Consider the following 20382-nt stretch of genomic DNA (forward strand, 5'->3'; position numbering starts at 1 on the left):
CTGTAAATTGATATGTTAATCTGTATTTATCCTTAAACTACTAATTCTCGATAGGTTTACCGTATATTAAAATTGGAGTGATAAAAAACACACTCCAAAATCTAAGTTTTTAGCAATCGGGGAATCTTTTTTATGCCAAAAGATTGGTTAGAATGGCACGATCTTTACAACACTGAACCCAAATTACAGCAGCGTTTAGAAATCGTGCAGGAATATATTTCCTATAGTTTAGATCACTCCCCAATAGGAGCTATTCGGGTAGTTAGTGTTTGCGCTGGTGATGGACGAGATTTATTAGGAACATTAGCAAATCATCCCCGTACTAAAGATGTATATGCAAGATTAGTAGAAATCAATCCTGGGTTAGTTGAACGGGGACGTGCGACTATAGAATCATTGGGTCTAACAAAACAAATTGAGTTTATCAATGGTGATGCAACTGCTGCTGATAACTATGTAGGAGCAGTACCAGCAGATATTGTCATTGTCTGTGGTATTTTTGGCAATTTAGCTGATGAAAATGAACTCAATCGTTTATTAGGAAATCTCAGTTTTCTGAGTAAAAAAGGCACATTTGTGCTTTGGACTCGTGGACATTCTAACGGTATTGCTTATTCAGAAACCGTGCGTAAATACTTCCGTGATTTTGGATTTGAGGAAGTTAACTTTAAACTCACAGCAACAGGAGATATGGGAGTAGGAATTCATCGTTATTTAGGTGAACATCTACCTACACCAAAAGAAGAAGAATTATTTGTATTTTCCGGCGTTCCAAATAAAGCGAGATAAGAAATGGCCATTGCAAGCACTACCATATCCAGTTGGGAACAATTATTAGAAAAAGCTCGACAAAATACCCCCGCCCGTCGAGTTAAAAGACCAGGACAAGCACCTTCTACTACTCCTATTCCTAGTAGTCTGTATAAACTTCCCCCTGAGAGAAAACCACCAGTATTGTTATATAGAGATAGTAACTCTTGGTGTCCTTTCTGCGAAAGAGTTTGGTTTGCGTTAGAAGAAAAACAAATTCCCTTTGAAACAGAATTTATTGATCTGAGTAATAAACCGAAATGGTACACAGATTTAGTGCCAACAACTCTTGTACCTGCTGCTAAAATTGAGGGTAAGTTAGTTTATGAATCTAAAGATATTCTTTTAGAATTGGAAGAGCATTTTGGGGAAACGTTATTACCAGAAGATCCAGAAGAAAATGCGATCGCCAGACAATGGGTTGAAGATGCAGAAACCAATGGTTTTCGGGATATTGCCTATAAATTCTTGAGACAACCTCCAGAAGATGCCAAAGAATTAGCAAATTTACAAGCAGAATTTGAAGCTAAATTAGATGAAATTGAAAAGACTTTAGGGAGATATCCAAAACCCTATTTTTTATCAACATTTAGCCTGGTAGATATTATGTATAGTCCCCATTTAGATAGATTGGCGGCTAATTTACCAGTATATAGAGGATATCACATCAAAGGAAATTCTCGTTTTCCTCTCATCAATGTTTGGTTTGCAGCACTTAAAAAACGTCCTGCTTACAACAGAGTTAAATCAGACAACATTACTAATAATTTACTTTTAAGGCGGAGATTTGGCATAGAACCTATTGGTAATCCCTTACCTTTAGATTTAGCTGAGGCTGAATTTATTGAATATCGTGCAGAAGCGGCTGAAAGATTAAGTGATAATCGAGAAGTTGCTATTAGCGATATTCTCAAAAATTCTGGAGTTCAATCTTTAGGTGATATCTCAATCATTAAAGACGCTGTGGATTTTCACCTACGATTATTAGCTGATTATCTCCTGAATGGTAATAACGAATTATTACCAGGCGGTAGAACTGGAGGTAAAGAAAGTATAGATCCAATTATCGCTGCTACAGGGACTATTACGCTGGCTTATATCAGAAATAGAATTTGTGCGCCACGAGATATGAGTGCTGGCGCTGCTACTGCATTACGAGCAGCAGCAGATAAAGTTTTTGCATCTATTTATTGATTTGATAACAAGAGGAATTAAAATGACTGATTTTAAAAAGGTGAGCAATGATTTGAGTATTGCCGGACAAATTTCATCCGATGAATTAAAACAATTGTCAATAGAAGGTTTCAAATCAGTTTTAAATTTACGTTCTCCTGATGAAAATGGTTTTGTTCACGATGAAAAGCAGGAAGCACAAATTGTAGGACTGGAATATACAAACATTCCCTTAAATTCTCAAGCGGCAAATCAAAAATTAACAGCAGAAGCAATTCAAGCTATTGAGAAATTGCCGAAACCAATTTTAATTCACTGTGCTGGTGGTGCAAGAGCCGGAGGAATAGCCTTAATAGCAGAAGCAATTCAAGCAGATTTAACCTATGAACAAATTGCTCAAAAAGCTAATGAATTAGGAATTAATTTAGAACAGCCACATCTCAAGCAATTTTTATTAGAAAAATTTGCAGCCAGACAAAATTAAATTTTCATCTCAGGAGCAAATAAAAATTCAAAATCTAAAACTTAAAATCTAAAACTTTGTGTCTTTGCTCCTTTACCTCTTGGCGCGAAATACATTAACGAATCCACTGGGTAAATTTATCGGGTACAACTGTTATGAGTTTAGAACTAAATCTATCAGGTAGAACAGCAATTGTTACAGGTGGTAGTGCCGGAATTGGATTAGCTACCGCCAAAGGTTTATATAGTGAAGGTGTGAATGTCGTTATTGCTGCTCGCAACCAAAAAAGACTTGATCAAGCAGTAATTGATATTCAATCCTTAGATGATACAAATGCTAAAGTTATTGGTGTGAGTGCCGATTTAACTAAAGCAGAAGATATTGAAAAAGTTGTTTCTAAAACATTAGAACAATTTGGAAAAATTGATATCTTGATTAATAATGCTGGTTCAGCCCGTGCAGGGTCATTTTTAGAATTAAGTGATGAAGCATTTTTAGATGCTTGGAATTTAAAACTTTTGGGTTATATTCGCTTTGTGAGAGCCGTTGTACCTCATCTAAAAAAACAGGGTGATGGACGTATTGTTAACATTATCGGTGGTGCTGGACGTACACCCCGTCCTAATTTCCTACCAGGAGGAACGACAAATGCAGCATTGCTCAACTTTACACGAGGCATTTCTAAAGAATTAGCCCTAGATAATATTAAAATTAATGCCATTTCTCCTGGTTTAACAGACACAGAAAGAGCGAAAACTTTAGCAGTGCAAAATGCCGAAAGTTTGGGTATTACTGTGGATGAATATAAAGCGCAATCAGTGAAATCAATACCTTTAGGAAAAGTAGTTCAACCTGAAGAAATTGCTGCACTAGCTTTATTTTTAGTTTCTGATTTAGCTGGTTCTATTACTGGTGCAGAAATTCAAGTTGATGGTGGAACTACACCGGGAGTCTAAGTTATTCCGTAGGTTGGGTTAAGCGACAGCGCAACCCAACATTTTCAGAATTTTGTTGGGTTTCCTTACGTCAAACGCCACTCGTTTCAAGCCGGGAAACCCGTCCACAACGGTGGCTTCCCAACCTACGGTTTTTCAATCAATTAATGTTACAAAAAAGAGGAAGTTCCATGACTCAAAAACAACTATTTTCGCAAGATAGCGATTTTGATCAAACCTTATTAGCTGATGTGTTAGTAATTGGTGGTGGTCCTGCTGGTACTTGGTCGGCTTGGAGTGCTGCTAATACTGGTGCAAAAGTGGTTTTAGTAGATAAAGGCTATTGTGGTACAAGTGGCTGTGCAGCCGCATCAGGTAACGGTGTATGGTATGTGCCACCAGAACCCGACAGTCGAGAAGCAGCAATGGGTTCTAGAGAGGCTTTAGGAGGGTTTTTATCTAGCCGTGATTGGATGCAACGGGTACTAGATCAAACTTATGCGAACGTCAACCAACTAGCTGAATGGGGTTATCCTTTTCCTACAGATGAAGATGGTAGACTCTATCGGCGCAGTCTCCAAGGTCCAGAATATATGCGTTTGATGCGGCAACAAATAAAACGGGCAGGGGTGAAAATTTTAGATCACAGTCCGGCTTTGCAGTTGTTGGTAGATGCAGAAGGGGCTGTAGCTGGGGCGACAGGGGTTAACCGTCAGACTGGTGAAAAGTGGGTTGTGCGATCGCATTCAGTGATCATTGCTACCGGAGGCTGTGCTTTCTTGAGTAAAGCCTTGGGTTGCAATGTGCTAACAGGGGATGGATACCTGATGGCAGCCGAAGCGGGTGCAGATATGTCAGGAATGGAATTTTCCAACGCCTATGGCATCGCACCTGCTTTTTCTTCTGTAACTAAAACCCTATTCTATAATTGGGCAACTTTCACCTACGAGGATGGTACACCTATCCCCGGCGCTGGTTCGCAAAAAGGGCGTTCTGTCATTGCCGAAACTTTGCTAACTCAGCCTGTTTACGCCATCATTGACAAAGCATCAGAAGAGATGCGGGTGACAATGCGTTTATCTCAACCCAATTTCTTCCTACCTTTTGATCGTGCAGGTATTGATCCCTTTACTCAACGTTTCCCTGTCACCTTGCGTTTAGAGGGGACTGTTCGAGGCACAGGTGGCATTAGAATTACTGATTATACTTGTGCTAGTTCTGTACGTGGACTCTATGCCGCCGGTGATGCCGCAACCAGAGAATTAATTTGTGGTGGCTTTACCGGTGGTGGTAGTCATAACGCAGCTTGGGCGCTATCTTCAGGATATTGGGCAGGACAGTCTGCGGCTACATACTCCCATAATTTAGGTATGCAAGCCAACCAAAGACCAGTTCAAGCTGTAGGTGGTGTAGGATTTATCTCTGGTAGTGAGAAGCAAATTCACAGTGAAGACATCATTAAAGCTACTCAAGCGGAAGTTTTCCCATACAATCACAATTATTTCCGTAATGAAAAAACTTTAACGGAATCATTGCAAAGATTACATTTCCTTTGGCATAAAATTCGTCATAGTGAAGTTGCAGATAATAGTAATATTGTCCGCACAAGGGAAGCTGCGGGAATGGTAGCCACAGCTAGATGGATGTATAGCAGTGCCTTGGAACGGAAAGAAACTCGCGGAATGCACAAACATTTAGATTATCCACAACAGGATGCTAACCAACATCATTATTTAATTAGTGGTGGTTTGGATCAAGTATGGGTAAAAGCTGCACCTATCCAGGAAACAAAAGCGAAAGAACTCGTAACTGTTTAATTGTAGGTTGGAGAGCCATCGCCTTGGACGGGTTTCCCGTCTTGTGGCGAATGGCGTTTGACGCAAGGAAACCCAACATGATTACAACTTAAATTGAACGCAGATGGACGCAGATGAACGCAGATAAAGATGGATTAATCAAGGGATTTCAGGATTATGTTCAGCCTCACATAAAATTGGCTTAACCCAACCTACATCAATATTAATTTTGGTTTTTTATTATGATTGAATTAGTTAGTGAATCCCGGTGCATTCAATGTAATCTCTGTGTGAAAGTTTGCCCAACAAATGTTTTTGATAAAGTACCAGATGCACCTCCAAAAATTGCCAGACAAAGCGATTGTCAAACCTGCTTTATGTGTGAATTATATTGTCCAGTTGATGCGCTGTATGTTGCCCCAGACGTAGAACCATTAACAGGGATCAACGAAGAATCATTAGCAGAATCTCAACTTTTAGGCAGTTATCGTAAAAATATCGGTTGGGGAAAATCTGTTACAACCACAGCTAAAGAAGACTCAACATATAAATTGTTGGAGAAGATGAAATAGAATATCAAAAATAATCGAAGTTATCAATTATGAAACGGGAGCATCCCAATTTTGAAAAAATAATTGCAGCAACACTAAAAAATCTCTTAAACTCTCTTAGCTTTGAGTCCTTTGTGTCCTTTGCGGTTCAATCATATCAAGTCTTTAGAACATTTTGACCTTAGATAAAAATAAATTTACACATTTGGGAGACTCCCTATGAAACTGATTTTACCAGTAGAAATTGCCCATGAGATTGAGCCGCATTTACCTAAAAATACTATTGTATTGCGTGTAGATAGTGAGGGTAATATAGATGGTGATGCCACAGATGCAGAAGTTTATTTTAGTTGGTTTTATCTCAAACCAACTACTTTACATCGAGTATTATATGCAGCGCCTTCATTACGTTGGCATCATGCCCCAAATGCGGGTGTCAATCATATTTTGACACCAAAATATTTAGAAAGAGATTTAATTTTAACTAATGGTGCAGGGGTTCATGGTATCCCTATTGCTGAATTTGTGATTACTTATCTACTGGCTTATTCTAAACGATTACCAAGTTTATATAAACTACAAAATGAGCATGATTGGCAAAGAGGTTTACCAATTCAAGAATTATTCGAGAAAACTTTATTAATTATCGGCGCAGGTGGAATTGGTCAAGAAATTGCGGTTCGTGCTAAAGCTTTTGGAATGCGTATTTTTGGCAGTTCTCGTCATCCAAAACCATTACCAAACTTTGATAAAGTAGTTGGTGCTAATGATTGGAAAGAACTACTTCCAGAAGCAGAATTTGTGGTGATTGCTACACCTTTAACGCCGGAAACAAAGGGAATGATTGATGTGGAAACCCTGCGTTTATTCCGCCCAGATTCCTATTTAATTAATATTGCACGAGGGGCAATTGTTGATGAATCAGCACTTATACAGGCTTTACAAGAAGGTTGGATTGCTGGGGCGGCTTTAGATACAGTATTTATAGAACCATTACCAGCAGAAAGTCCTTTGTGGACATTGCCAAATGTGTTTATTACACCCCATTGTTCTGGAAATTCTCCTAGAGTCAAAGAGAGAACACTTGCTTTATTTCTTGATAATTTCACTCGCTATCGTCAAGGTAAGCCTTTACGCAATGTGGTAGATAAAACTGCTGGTTATTAGGAATTTTTATTCGTCAAAATAGGAAAACCAGATTTTTTTTGATATAATCTACGGTAAACCTATCGAGTTGCTGTGCTTTAGTTTTTTATTGACAAGAGAATTTATCATGACATTAGGCCAAGACATTAATATTCAGATCCATCAAAAAGCATATCCTCATTTTTTAGGGAAGGTATCAGAACTAGGAGTATCCTTATTTAAGGGGACATGGTGGTATATTTATCCTTATATAATAGTTTTCAAAATCATGCTGCTTGCTTTTGCTAGTCTCAGTTTTTTATATATTCATTACTCTAGGCAAAAGCTAATTAAAATTTTCCAAAATAGCAGTGTTTAAAAAAAAGAATGACTAAGATTACAAAATTACAGGCTGTATCTTATTTAGCTCCTAATTATTTTGGATTATATCAGGAGATTACAGCTTATTTAGGTCGTGTTTTACAAGTAGAAATTGCACTACATCAAAGTAAATACGACCCCTTAAAAGACACTCTATTATTTAAAGACCAAATAGACTTGGCTTTTATTTGTGGATTACCACTAATTCGTTATAGTCAAATAGCACCAAATCAATTACAGACATTAGTTGCGCCTGTGATGCAATCATCTCGATATGGTGATTGTCCTATATACTATGCAGATGTGATTGTTAAGACTGATAGCAATATTCAGAAGTTTGCTGATTTATCAGGGAAAACTTTTTGCTATAACGACTCTGGTTCTAATAGTGGTTATCATTTACTTTGGCGGTGGTTGAGTCAAGAAAAATATTCACCCAATTTCTGGGGAAAATCTTTAGAATCAGGTTCTCATCAACGTTCTATTCGTTGGGTAGTTGAAGGACTGGCTGATTGTGCAGCCATTGATAGTGTTGTATTAGAACAAGAATTACGGGATTTTCCTGAATTATCACACCATTTACGTGTGGTGCAAATAATCGGACCCTCTCCTATGCCACCATTGGTAACAGCGCGGCGTTTAGGTATCTCTTTGATTCAGCAAATGCAATTGGCTCTACTCCAACCAGATGCTCAGTTGCAAGAAATTATGAAACAATTTAGTGTTAAGCGTTTTGATGCAGTGAAGTTAGAGAATTATCGGGTACTTAATCAGTGCCAATAATATAGGGACGGGCAAGACTTGTACTGAGCAGTTCGACAAGCTCACTGTAACACTTGCCGTTAGCGTGGCGTGGCGTTAGCCATAGTATGCCCATCCCATAAGATTTTAAGCACTAATAGGATAAATTCGATGCTGCTTTTGTTCGCGCAAGAGAGCATCTTGATAAATTTCTGCAAATAATACTCGCTGTGCATGACTTCCCCCAATCTCATGCAACCGCGATAATACAAATTTGAGTTCGTTAACAGTTGTCTGGAAATCACCTTGAGCATGAGCTACCATGCCCTTAGCTGCGGGAATTGCTATCTTTACCCAACTCCTGCGGAGAAAGGGATTAATACTCAAGGCGTGATGTTTCATACTTTGAAGCATTTCTTTTACCCAGTTATTGTGTCCAGCTTTGGTAAGGGCATAGACATAATGCAAATCCTGGAATGGTAATGCGTGTTCATCAATGCGACTGTAAAGATAAGGACTGATATCTTGCCAACGGTTGCCTACATCTACCCCACGTAATTCTAGCCGTAATAACATGGAAATTGCCCCTACTTGGTCTTTGGGAGATTGTTTGTTAGCACGTTGCCAAATATGCTCATCGTAGATTTTCAGAACCTTTTCGTAGTTTTCTAATTGCCAATAATACAGTGCTATATGCCACCAGTTGTGGGTATAAAGCATAGAGTTACAGTTGTCCCAGGTGTATGCAAAATTCTCCATCCAAATTATTCCCTCCTGGGTTCTTCCTTGGGTTTCCATTACATGAGCAATAGCATGATGCGCCCAAGGATCATATATATTTAACGCTATCGCCTCAAGTGCCATTTTTTCTGCTGCTGGTAATTGGTGACATTGTTCTAAGCCAAAAGCCACCATCCCATATAGATAATCTTGTTGGGGATTGTTAGGTAAAACTTTTTGGGCAATTTCTAGTAATTTTTCTTTATTACCTGTATAAAAATAGTGATATTGCCCCTGCTGCACGGAAATTAAATCAGTGGGAAATTGATTGGTAATCTCTTCATGAAGGGCTATTGCTACATCAATCTCTTGATTTGCCCAAGCTAAAATTGCTTCTACGTATAACTGTTCTCTGGCAGTAATTTTGCCTAAATTTCTTTGTGCGACTTGCAAATATGGTTGTGCCTGTTGCCAATCTTTTGTACTTTCTTGACTCAGATGATAAGCGGCTGCATAAGCATTAGCTAAAGCACAATTTGGATCAGCGTCAACTGCTTCTAAAATCGCTGTTTTTGCATCTTTACCATAAGCAAGGGATTGATCAATAAAACGGTTAATAGCAGCGATCGCTTCGGCTGAATCTGTTGTCACTAACAGCCCTTGTCCATCTTTAAGCATCATAAATTCCTTGCAGCAAGATTTATAAAGTAAATTTTTAACTACGGTAACTCGGTCGGAATACTGTACTTAACAGCTAGATTATGCCACAACCTCTCCCAAACCGCAAGCAAAAACTACGGTAAGTTGATAAAGTTACCGGAGAATATATCTTTGCAAAGCTTTATTTCCGAGAACTACCTCGATGAATGAATGCTGTCGATTGGGTTTAATCTAAATAAATACAAAATTACGGTATAATAGTTAAGTCACTTGAATTGGGTGTTATTAATGCAGCCACTACATTATTTAATATTCCATCCTGACTACGCAAGCTTAGTGGTGCAGAAAAGTCCTGAAAAATTGAAATATTGGTAGATACCCTGCGTTTATTTCGCCCTGACTCCTATTTAATTAATATTGCGCGAGGGGCAATTGTTGATGAATCAGCACTTACTCAAGCTTTACAAGCAGGGTGGATTTCTGGGGCAGCTTTAGACACTGTATTTACAGAACCATTACCAGCAGAAGGTCCTTTGTGGACATTGCCAAATGTGTTTATTACACCCCATTGTTCTGGAAATTCTCCTAGAGTCAAAGAGAGAACACTTGCCCTATTTCTTGACAATTTCAACCGCTATTGTCAAGGTAAGTCTTTACGCAATGTGGTAGATAAAACTGCTGGTTATTAAATAATAATAAATATAAAATAAGTAGGGATAAACGTAAGTTTGCTTTTACATTTTTAACGTAGATTACGCAGGCTATGCAGTATAACTTATTTAGTCGGTTGGGTGAAATAGCTACACTATTTTTTAAATTGGGTGTTATTGGCTTTGGTGGACCAGTTGCCCATATTGCCATGATTGAAGATGAAGTAGTGAAGCGTCGTCGGTGGTTGACACAAGACCATTTTCTGGATTTACTAGGTGCAACTAATTTGATTCCTGGTCCCAATTCCACTGAAATGGCAATTCATGTCGGATATATTTATGCAGGATGGCCAGGGTTAATTGTCTCAGGTGTTTGTTTTATATTACCTGCGGTTTTAATAACAGGGATATTTGCCTGGATTTATGTTAATTATGGTAGTTTACCTCAAATTTCACCTTTACTTTATGGTATCAAACCTGCTGTTTTAGCGGTTATTGTAAATTCCCTTTGGGGTTTAGCAAAAAAAGCGGTTAAAAACCGTCAATTACTGATTATTGCTATAGCTGTAGGATTATTGGTATTAATTCGGCAAGTGAATGAAGTAATTGCCTTATTGTTTGGAGGATTACTAGGTATGATTTGGTTACATCCTAGAAATCAAGACAAACCACCAGGAAATAAACCTAACTTATTGATTGCTGTCTTAACTACAGGGGCAACTTTACAGACAACATCTACAATTAGCACTGTGGCAGGTACATCTATTCCTTTATGGCAATTAGGTTGGTTTTTTCTGAAAGTTGGTAGTGTTTTGTTTGGTGGTGGCTATGTGCTAATTGCATTTTTGCAGGGGGGATTAGTTCAAGAATATGGCTGGTTAACACAACAGCAGCTACTAGATGCGATCGCTATTGGTCAATTTACCCCTGGTCCAGTGCTGTCTACTGCCACTTTTATCGGCTATGTCTTAGCTGGTATACCTGGTGCGATAGTAGCTACCATTGGTATTTTTCTACCATCTTTTCTCTTTGTTGCTGCCTTAAATCCGATTATTCCCCGTTTACGCAGTTCTGCTTGGATAAGATCATTTTTAGATGCTGTGAATGCCAGTGCTGTAGCACTGATGGTAGTAGCTACCTTGCAACTGGGAATAGCTACTTTAAAAATAGCAAAACCACCCTATGTAGATATTTTGGGGATAGCGATCGCACTCATCTCCACAGTTTTGATTACTCGTTACCGCATCAATGCTGCTTGGCTAGTTTTAGGTAGTAGTTTAATTGGTTATGGTGCTATGGCTTTAGGCTATATCAAATAAAAAATTGTTGAATATTTTAGCAGAGAAAATTCACGGAAAGGATTTTTCAGCAACCCCTAATTAGAGAAATATTTTTTTTACAGCAGATTGGAGATTATGAAGTACATTAGCCTATTGAACTTCAAGTTTTAAAACTATCTTCTAAAATTGACGTACCTCATTTACTCCAAAAGTGCTGTCATTATTTACTGTTAATCATCATCATCAGCAGGAGCATTTAGCTGTGAAGCAATTGGTTGATTATTTTGACCAATTAAAAATCTAAAAAAACGATTAAGTCGCTTCATACCACTCAAAGTAATTAAAGTCAAAAATCCTCCCAACAATCCCATTTGCCACAAACCACAACCAATAGCTGCTCCTAATCCTGCCGCTGTCCAAACACAGGCCGCTGTAGTCAAACCCCGTACTTTTGGCACTTCAGATTTTCTGGGAGATTCTTGCAAAATTAATCCTGCACCAAGAAAGCCTATACCAGTAGTTACACCTTGAATAGTACGACTCAGAGCATTAGTCGCAGCAAACGAACTTTCACCTTCAGCTTGCAAAGGAATCATCACAAATAATGCTGCTCCCATAGTCACCAGCATAAATGTCCTCATCCCTGCTGCTCTACCACCTTTCTGGCGATTCAATCCAATTATGCAACCGACTAAAAGTGCCAGTATTAGTCTAAAACCTATATGTATCCAATCATCGGCAGCCAAAAACATTACACTCATGGATTGATTCCTCTGAAAGATGGAACGGAGTTTTGCACCTATTACCCACAGGAGAAAAGATTACCTATTGATGATTGCAGCAAATATAACTCCAGTAAGTTGATAGGTTTAAAGTAGTTGGTTTTTACTTTAACAGAAAATTAACAATAAGTAAAATAACTTAGGTACTGCCCAATAGCTACAGCAGTTGAGAAAGCTGCCGCATATCATTAAAAACTATCTTTGTATAATTGGTGCGCTATCTACTAACACTCCATCCCAATCAAAAATTACAAGTTTGAACTGAGTTTTGTCCATATTGTTATCTATATCATTAGATATATCCAGCAGAAATTAAATATACGTTTCCCCTGACCTTTGTAAGGACAATTTATGAATTGTCCCTACGATAATTGTAACTACTAAGTCTAATGAGTCTACTTCAGTCGTTTAGGTGTAATAGCTTCAGCTAATTGAGCAGGTAAAGTTGCATCCTTAACATTTATCTTGCGGGGAATAACTTTTTCTTCAAAATAGAAATCTGCCACTCGCTGTTGTTCAGAAATAATAGCAGGTGTGAGTTTTCTTAACCGATATGTACGTCGCCGTGCTACAACTTCTAAAACTGATACATCTATTTTCAATTCCGGTGCAAAAGCTTTGGCGACTTCCTTAGGGTTTTTATCAGCCCATTCTCCTACCTTGTCTGCTTCTTCTAAAAATACTTTTGTTAATTCGGGATTTTTAGTAACAAATTCCCGTCTACCGATATAAAATCCGCCGAGAGTATTAATCCCTGATGCATTTCTCAAATTACGAATAGGAATAGTTTTCTCTACAAGAGCTAAAAAGGGATCACCACCTACCCAAACTTCAACTTTATTTTGAATGAAAGCATCACGGGCTTCAGATGGAGTTAATCCCACAACTTGAACATCACTAATCTTTAAACCCACTTCTTTTAAAGCTTTAGCTAATAAATAATGGGCGTTTGATCCACGTTGAAAGGCAACTTTCTTACCCTTAATATCCGCTAATTTCTTAATCGGAGAATCGGCTCTGACTATAATACCTTGTCCTAGTCCTCTACTGGGTACACGCCCAGCAATATAAATGACTTCTGTGACACCTGCCGCTTGGGAAAATATTGGGGGTGTTTCTCCCACAGTACCGATATCAACTTTACCTGCATTCATTGCTTCTATTAATTGTGGACCGGCTGGAAATGGTCCCACCCAATTCACCTTTACACCTAAGGCTTGAAAACGTGGTTCAACAACTTTTCTGATTTTGACAATATCACCAGAAGTTTGATAAGCTAAGTTGATTACTTTAGAAGTAAATCCAGGTTTTGTCTGAGCTTGGCTTGTTTCCAATAAACTACTTGTTATGGGTATAGATAGAAAAAACAATCCCAATAACAACCGTGTTAAAACTATAGGACGTTGTGCTAAAAATTGTGTTTTCATAGATGAAATATTCAGAGTGTATTTGAAGTTGAATAAAATTTTAGAAAAACTACTGTATGTCTACCGTAATTAAGTAGTTGCAGATATTAATATTGCATAAATAAATCCTAAAATCAAGTATTTTCTAATACATTTTTCTCTAAAAATTTGAATTTGGTTTAAGCATTCGACTAATCGCTGAGGTTTAATCGCTGAGGTTTAAATAATTGCAAGTATTTATTTATAACATTAATTTATACCCAGATCCTGAATCATTTGATTTATTGTGTTAACCAATCATCAATTGATGTCAGAAGTCGGGGATCTTATTTTATCTATATGTTTATAAATAATCTTTAAGAAAGTAATCCCATTTCCTCATATATTGGGTTTACCACTTTTCTGATAGTCGATATTTTTGTGGCAAAACAATAAGTTACAACAATACAACAAACACCGCTAAATAATAAAGCATTAGCAACACCAATATAATTTGCTAATCCTCCGAAAAATAAATTACCAAGAGGCAATATTCCCAAAAAAGTAGTCATAAATATACTAGTTACTCGTCCTCTTTTATCTTCTTCCACTAAAATTACTTGCATAAAATTACTAATTGAAGCTAAAGTTAGTGTGTTAGTTAATCCCACAATAAAGATCAATACTAAACAAACTTCTAGCTGTGTTGAGCGAGAAAATAATATTAAGGATACTCCCAGCACTAAAGTAGAAATTGCCATAACTTTTTCTAGTCCTATGACTTGCTTGCGCTGCATTAGATAAATACCAGAAAAAATAGAACCAAAAGCTGTAGAAGTCATCAAAAAACCCATTGTTCCTGCATTTCCTTTCAGCACTTCTTTAGCAAATATCGGTATAAGATTTACATGAGTCATTGCCATAAAGCAAACTATCATTTGCAATATTAAAATAGCTTTAATAGGCACAAAATTATAAACAAAAATAAATCCTTCTTTCAAGTTATACCAGATTTTTGGAGGTTTTGATATGGATGAAATATTGATATTTGTTTTTATCTGCATAGTGAAGATAACTAATATAAAAGGCAAATAACTAATAGCATCTACTAAAAAACATAAACCTGCTGCATTTCTAACAAGTATCAAACCCCCAATCATCGGACTAACAAATTTAGCTGTATTCATTAAAAATGAATGCACAGCCATCACAGTATAAGTATCACTTCTATTTTCTAGTAATCTAGGAAGAGTTACTTGACGTGCTGGTAAATCAAAAGCTTTTACTGTGCCTTGAAGAATACCAATAATAATAATATATGTAAAATTAATCTGATTACTAAAAGTTAAAAAGGTTAATAGTGAAGATAGGAAAATAGATACTATCTGGGTAGTTAATAGAACATACCTTAAATTCCATCTATCTAATAATACTCCTACCAATGGTGTAATCACTAAACCCATAGCTTGATTGCTAAATCCAGCTATACCAACTAACATGGCTGAATCTGTCAATTGATAAACCAGCCATACCAAGGTAATTTGTGTCATCCAAGAGCCGAAAAAAGACACGCTTTCCCCAATCAAAAAAGCAGATACTTTGTTATTTTTATTTAATGATTTTACATTTTCTTCTAACATTAATATTACCTATTTTTTCGGTATAATTGTGAATAGCTGTCAGTATCATCTGAGAGGATGTTTTAAAAGTGGTATACCGTAATTTTAATCACATTGCTACCCCCCTTCTTGTAAAAGGGGGAAACAATAAAAATACGGTTCCCTCCCCTTTATAAGGGGAGGGTTAGGGAGGGGTAAAAATATGTGATACACCATGACAGAATTTTCAAACAACCTCTGAGTATCATCGATCTTGCAAAGTTGGGCGAATTAAGATTTCATTCACATTTACGTGCTGTGGTTGGGTAATAGCATAAACTATTGCTGCTGCTATATCTTCACTTTGTAATGGTGTAATTGCTTTGCGTCTGGCTTCAATTTCCTGTTTAGCTACCATATCAGTAATATGCTGATCAATTTCTGTTTCAACTAAACCAGGCTCAATAATAGTAACACGGATATTATCTTGATAAACTTCCTGTCTTAATGCTTCCGAAAAGGCATTTACACCCCATTTAGTGACATTATAACCAGCCATTCCTGCACGAGCGATGCGGCCTGCTACGGATGAAATATTAACGATATGTCCTGATTTTTGCGTTTTGAATATAGGTAAGACTGTACGAGTTGCATACATTAACCCCAAGACATTAATATCAATCATTTTTCGCCAATTTGCGGGATCTGCATTTTCAATCCTGCCAGGAAATGATATACCTGCATTGTTTACTAAAATATCTACGCGACCAAATTTTGCATTAGCTTTTTGGATCAAATTTTGAACCTGTGCTTCATCGGTAATATCTGCAATAACAGATAATCCTTGTCCACCATTTTCAGTAATATACTTTATTATCGCTTCTAAACGGTCTCTCCTTCTAGCTGCAATTACTACTTTTGCTCCTTCTGCTGCTAATGAAATAGCCGTAGCTTTACCAATTCCCGAAGATGCTCCCGTAATAATAGCCACCTTACCATCTAATTTACCTGCCATAGTAAACACCCATTGATTAATTTTAAAGTACGGTATCTTGATAAAGTTACTGTAGATTTAAAATTAAAGATATCACAGATCATTAGAAAAAGCAAAAAAAGTAGCTTCTAATGCCGTAGCAATGTGTATAAATATTTGACTTGTAATTGTGCTAGAGTCAGCAAGAGTAAGAGGTTGTCCAGTATCACCACCATTACAAATACGCGGATCGAGGGGAATTTTACCTAAAAGCGGTGCTTGGAGTTCATTAGACAGTTTTTCACCGCCACCACTACCAAAAATCGGAGTTTCTTCGCCATTTACGCCCATAAAATAGCTCATATTTTCGATAATACCGAGAACAGGAACACCCACTTGACGAAACATATAGATACTGCGACGCACATCAGAAATCGCCACTTCTTGAGGTGTTGTTACTAATATGACTCCACAAATCGGGCTTTCTTGCACAATCGTGATTTGAGCATCACCAGTACCGGGAGGTAAATCTATTAACAAATAGTCCAATTCTCCCCATTCAACATCATGTATAAATTGAGTAATGATTTTATGTAATACTGGTCCACGCCATGCTAGAGGATGATCTGGTTCTGCCAACAATCCTACAGACATGACTTTGATACCATGAGCTTGTAACGGTAAAAATTTCTGACCATTAACAGTATCAATAACTGTAACTTCCGATTGTCCTAACCCTAACATCTGAGGAACATTAGGACCATAAACATCAGCATCTAATAACCCAACTTTTGCTCCTTTTAACCTCAAAGCTGCTGCTAAATTAACTGCGGTTGTGGATTTACCTACACCTCCTTTACCGCTAGATATGGCTAATGTCGTTTTCACTCCTGGAATTGTACAAATTTGAATATAGATTTTTTTACACCAAGATAATGATGATAATACCGCTTTAATCTCTGCCTCTAAATGCTGTTGACGAGAACCTATATACAAGCGCAAATAAATATATTGATCAACTATCCGTAGATTTCGCACCATTCCCAAACTAACGATATCGTTTTTCAGACTGGGTTCAATTACTTGTTTGAGGAGTTGGATAACTTCTTCTTGTGGGAGATGGGAAGAATCTCTTTGTAGTTCTTCTTGCAAAAGGCCATTGTTCAAATCTGATTTTTTCAACATTTTACGGTTATCTGGTATAGAAAATCACAAAATCAATAACTAGGTAACAGGATAATTACTTTTTTTAAAGAAAAGCTTGCATTTCAATTACCTTTATGTGATATTTTAAAAAATACGGTAACTTGATTGGTATACTGTACTTTATCATAAATTGACCTAAAGTCTGAATAATATATTGACCTTTAGCACTAGAGTTATGTTGAGTAAATTCTCTCTATTCCGATTATTTGAAGTTGGAATCACTTTTCTGAAAAAATCTAATATTCGCAATTTTTCCTTATTGTTTGCAGTTGGACTAAGCCTAACTTTAGCTATTTCTGCTTGTTCTCCCAACGCCAGCGAAAACACGGGAACAACTCAGACACCTAATTCAAGTCCAACTTCTCAAGCAACAAATAGCAGTGTCGTAGTTCGCATTGGCTACCAAAAAGCTGCAACCGTTCTTTACGCATTAAAGGCAAAACGGGAATTAGAAGAAGCGTTAAAAGGCTCTGGTAATTCTGTGACATGGACTGAATTTCCCGCAGGTCCTCCAATGTTAGAAGCTTTAAATGCTGGTAGTATTGATTTTGGTTATACAGGAGAAGCGCCACCAATTTTTGCCCAAGCGGCAGGTACACCTTTTGTTTATGTTGCCTATGATCCTTGGACTCCCAAAGCAGAAGCGATTATTGTTCATAAGGATTCACCTATTAAAAACGTAGCTGATCTTAAAGGTAAAAAAGTTGCTTTTGTAAAAGGATCAAATACCAATTATTTAGTAATCAAAGCCCTAGAAAAAGCCGGATTAAAATACACCGACATCAAGCCAATTTTCCTGAATCCTTCTGATGGACGTGCTGCTTTTGAAGGAAAAAATGTTGATGCTTGGGCAATTTGGGATCCATTTTTAGCTGCGGCAGAAAAAGCTACTGGCGCACGCACTCTCACAGATGCAACTGGACTAGCACCCAATTTAGGTTATTATTTAGCTGCTCAATCTTTTGTAGAGAAAAATCCAGAAGTGTTAAAAACTGTTTTAGATGGAGTGAATAAAGTCAGCGATTGGGCAAAAAATAATCCTACTGAAGTTGCTAAATTACTCTCACCTGTTTTGGGTATAGATGCGGCCGTTCTAGAAACAGCAGAAAAGCGGCGTGATTATGGTGTATTACCTCTGACAGAGGAAGTAATTACCAAACAGCAAGAAATTGCAGATGCTTTCTACAAAATTCAATTGATTCCTAAAGAGATCAAGGTTAAAGAAGTAGTTTGGCAAGGCAATAAATAGGTTAGTAATTGGTAATTGGTGATTGGTGATAAGAAAATTGCTAATCATCAATTATTTCTAAAAATCTTCCTTGACTTTCTCTGGGTGAGAAAAAATTTTAAATTATTGCAAGAGTTGTATATGGTAACAAACATTAATACACAGTGGCTAAAAACCGATGTTTTAGTAATTGGTGGTGGTACAGCAGGGACAATGGCAGGGATTAAAGCCAAACAGGCAAATCCTAATGCGGAGGTATTGATTTTAGAGAAAGCGAATATTCGCCGCAGTGGGGCGATCGCTATGGGTATGGATGGAGTAAATACAGCCGTTATTCCTGGCAATTCTACCCCAGAACAATACACCCGTGAAGTCACCATTGCTAACGATGGTATTCTACACCAAAAAGCCGTTTATCAAACAGGTAAATTAGGTTTTGAAACCATTCAAGAATTAGAAAATTGGGGTGTTAAATTCCAAAAAGATCCTCAAGGAAATTACGACGTTAAACAAGTGCATCGAGTAGGAAAATATGTCTTACCCATGCCAGAAGGCAAAGATTTAAAAACCATTCTTACTCGTCAAGTTAAACGCCATAAAGTGAAAGTTACAAATCGCGTTATGGCAACTAGAATACTAGTAAAAAATAGTAGAGCGATTGGTGCAGTTGGATTTGATGTGCGTGGTGGTGATTTTGTAGTTATTCAAGCTAAAGCCGTGATACTTTGTACAGGTGCTTGTGGCAGATTAGGACTACCTGCATCTGGTTATCTTTATGGAACTTATGAAAACCCCACAAATGCCGGAGATGGTTATTCAATGGCTTATCATGCAGGAGCAGAATTAAGCAATATTGAATGTTTCCAAATCAACCCATTAATTAAAGATTATAATGGTCCAGCCTGTGCGTATGTTGCTGGTCCCTATGGAGCATATACCGCCAACGCTGAAGGAAACCGCTTCATTAATTGTGATTATTGGAGTGGGCAAATGATGCTAGAGATTTGGAAAGAATTAAACTCTGGTAAAGGACCAATTCAAATGAAAATGACTCATTTGGATGAGGATACAATTTCGGAAATTGAGTCTGTTTTATGGGCAAATGAACGACCGAGTAGAGAACGTTTTCATGAAGGTAGAGGCGAAAACTACCGGACTCATGGGGTTGAGATGAATATCTCAGAAATAGGATTATGTAGTGGACATAGTGCGTCTGGTGTGTGGGTGAATGAAAAAGCAGAAACTACAGTACCAGGATTATATGCAGCCGGAGATATGGCCAGTGTTCCTCATAATTATATGATTGGTGCATTTGTATTTGGTCGGTTAGCAGGAGAAAATGCGATAAATTATATTCAAAATTTAGAATATTTAGAACCAGATGTTGATTTTTTAGAAGCTGAAAAAGCGAGAATTTACGCACCATTAAATCAACCTAATGCTATTCCCCATACTCAAGTTGAATATAAATTACGCCGACTGGTGAATGATTATTTACAACCACCAAAATCCGGGAATAAAATGGAAATTGGACTAAATAATTTTCTTCGCTATCATGAAGTATTAGACCAAATGGGAGCGCGTGATCCCCATGAATTGATGCGATGTATGGAAGTACATTTTATTCGTGATTGTGCAGAAATGGCAGCACGATCATCTTTATATCGTCGGGAAAGTCGTTGGGGTTTATATCATTATCGCTTGGATTTTCCAGATAAGAATAATGAAGAGTGGTTTTGTCATGTGAATTTGAAAAAAGACGAATCAGAAGAAATGATTTTGTTTAAACGTCCCGTTGAGCCTTATGTTGTAGAGGTGGATTTACAGCAAGAAGTTTATAATGTTGCAGTTAGATAACTAGATAATTAGTAAATCAAAAACTAATTAAAAACCTCCTTATTTTTTGATAGTCAGTCTACTTGAAT

Annotated in this window: 17 protein-coding genes and 1 pseudogene; 12 read left to right on the forward strand and 6 right to left on the reverse strand. The window is 37.3% G+C overall.

All coding sequences use genetic code 11. The annotated features are described in order from the left end of the window. Positions 1–132: 132 nt before the first annotated feature. From H6F47_RS13340 to H6F47_RS13375, 8 genes are all read left to right on the forward strand, one after another. Complete coding sequence (locus H6F47_RS13340) at positions 133–789, forward strand: class I SAM-dependent methyltransferase family protein (RefSeq protein ID WP_096572483.1); 657 nt, start codon at positions 133–135, stop codon at positions 787–789. 3 nt (positions 790–792) lie between these two features. After that, positions 793–2004, forward strand: a complete 1212-nt coding sequence (locus H6F47_RS13345) for a glutathione S-transferase family protein (protein ID WP_137666501.1) — start codon at positions 793–795, stop codon at positions 2002–2004. 22 nt (positions 2005–2026) lie between these two features. Continuing rightward, a complete protein-coding gene (locus H6F47_RS13350) occupies positions 2027–2467 on the forward strand; it encodes a sulfur transferase domain-containing protein (RefSeq protein ID WP_096572481.1) in 441 nt (146 codons plus the stop codon). A gap of 134 nt (positions 2468–2601) precedes the next feature. Then, the gene (locus H6F47_RS13355) at positions 2602–3402 is read left to right on the forward strand and encodes an SDR family oxidoreductase (RefSeq protein WP_190347356.1); all 801 of its coding nucleotides are present in this window, start codon (positions 2602–2604) and stop codon (positions 3400–3402) included. A gap of 170 nt (positions 3403–3572) precedes the next feature. Further along, a complete protein-coding gene (locus H6F47_RS13360; RefSeq protein WP_190347355.1) occupies positions 3573–5198 on the forward strand; it encodes an FAD-binding protein in 1626 nt (541 codons plus the stop codon). Positions 5199–5419: 221 nt separating this feature from the next. Then, positions 5420–5749, forward strand: coding sequence for a 4Fe-4S binding protein (locus H6F47_RS13365; protein WP_096572479.1), 330 nt, complete (start codon positions 5420–5422; stop codon positions 5747–5749). A 198-nt stretch (positions 5750–5947) separates the two neighbouring features. Further along, on the forward strand, positions 5948–6895 hold the full coding sequence (locus H6F47_RS13370) for a D-2-hydroxyacid dehydrogenase (protein ID WP_137666505.1): 948 nt from the start codon (positions 5948–5950) through the stop codon (positions 6893–6895). 345 nt (positions 6896–7240) lie between these two features. Further along, entirely contained in the window at positions 7241–8017 is a 777-nt protein-coding gene (locus tag H6F47_RS13375; RefSeq protein ID WP_096572476.1) for a PhnD/SsuA/transferrin family substrate-binding protein, read from the forward strand. 105 nt (positions 8018–8122) lie between these two features. On the opposite strand, the gene H6F47_RS13380 is transcribed toward H6F47_RS13375, so the two are convergent. Beyond that, positions 8123–9373 (reverse strand): tetratricopeptide repeat protein, encoded by a 1251-nt coding sequence (locus tag H6F47_RS13380; protein ID WP_190649554.1) that lies wholly within the window; start codon positions 9371–9373, stop codon positions 8123–8125. Positions 9374–9729: 356 nt separating this feature from the next. Here H6F47_RS13380 and H6F47_RS13385 point away from each other — a divergent pair. Together H6F47_RS13385 and chrA are read left to right on the forward strand one after the other, a co-directional pair. Then, positions 9730–10044, forward strand: a pseudogene (locus tag H6F47_RS13385) (NAD(P)-dependent oxidoreductase); the annotation flags it as partial. A gap of 74 nt (positions 10045–10118) precedes the next feature. Next, entirely contained in the window at positions 10119–11324 is a 1206-nt protein-coding gene (gene chrA, locus H6F47_RS13390) for a chromate efflux transporter (RefSeq protein ID WP_096572474.1), read from the forward strand. 191 nt (positions 11325–11515) lie between these two features. Here the strand turns inward: chrA and H6F47_RS13395 are convergent, their stop codons facing one another. The 5 genes from H6F47_RS13395 to H6F47_RS13415 form a co-directional block, all read right to left on the reverse strand. Beyond that, positions 11516–12046 carry an MgtC/SapB family protein gene (locus H6F47_RS13395; RefSeq protein ID WP_096572473.1) on the reverse strand — a complete coding sequence of 177 codons (531 nt, stop codon included), beginning with the start codon at positions 12044–12046 and terminating at the stop codon, positions 11516–11518. Positions 12047–12462: 416 nt separating this feature from the next. Then, complete coding sequence (locus H6F47_RS13400; protein ID WP_096572472.1) at positions 12463–13494, reverse strand: aliphatic sulfonate ABC transporter substrate-binding protein; 1032 nt, start codon at positions 13492–13494, stop codon at positions 12463–12465. 335 nt (positions 13495–13829) lie between these two features. After that, positions 13830–15092, reverse strand: coding sequence for an MFS transporter (locus H6F47_RS13405; RefSeq protein ID WP_190649544.1), 1263 nt, complete (start codon positions 15090–15092; stop codon positions 13830–13832). Between the two features lie 223 nt (positions 15093–15315). Next, positions 15316–16065, reverse strand: a complete 750-nt coding sequence (locus H6F47_RS13410; protein ID WP_190347352.1) for an SDR family NAD(P)-dependent oxidoreductase — start codon at positions 16063–16065, stop codon at positions 15316–15318. 72 nt (positions 16066–16137) lie between these two features. Next, complete coding sequence (locus H6F47_RS13415; RefSeq protein WP_236103992.1) at positions 16138–17190, reverse strand: Mrp/NBP35 family ATP-binding protein; 1053 nt, start codon at positions 17188–17190, stop codon at positions 16138–16140. Positions 17191–17404: 214 nt separating this feature from the next. Here H6F47_RS13415 and H6F47_RS13420 point away from each other — a divergent pair, with 214 nt between their 5' ends. Next, entirely contained in the window at positions 17405–18478 is a 1074-nt protein-coding gene (locus H6F47_RS13420; protein ID WP_096572468.1) for a sulfonate ABC transporter substrate-binding protein, read from the forward strand. Between the two features lie 120 nt (positions 18479–18598). Beyond that, positions 18599–20314: a fumarate reductase/succinate dehydrogenase flavoprotein subunit gene (locus H6F47_RS13425; RefSeq protein ID WP_096572903.1), complete on the forward strand. Its 1716-nt coding sequence runs from the start codon at positions 18599–18601 to the stop codon at positions 20312–20314. Positions 20315–20382 lie beyond the last annotated feature (68 nt).

Origin of the sequence: Sphaerospermopsis sp. FACHB-1094 (genome assembly GCF_014696195.1) — a bacterium.
GTDB classification, from domain to species: Bacteria; Cyanobacteriota; Cyanobacteriia; order Cyanobacteriales; family Nostocaceae; genus Sphaerospermopsis; species Sphaerospermopsis kisseleviana.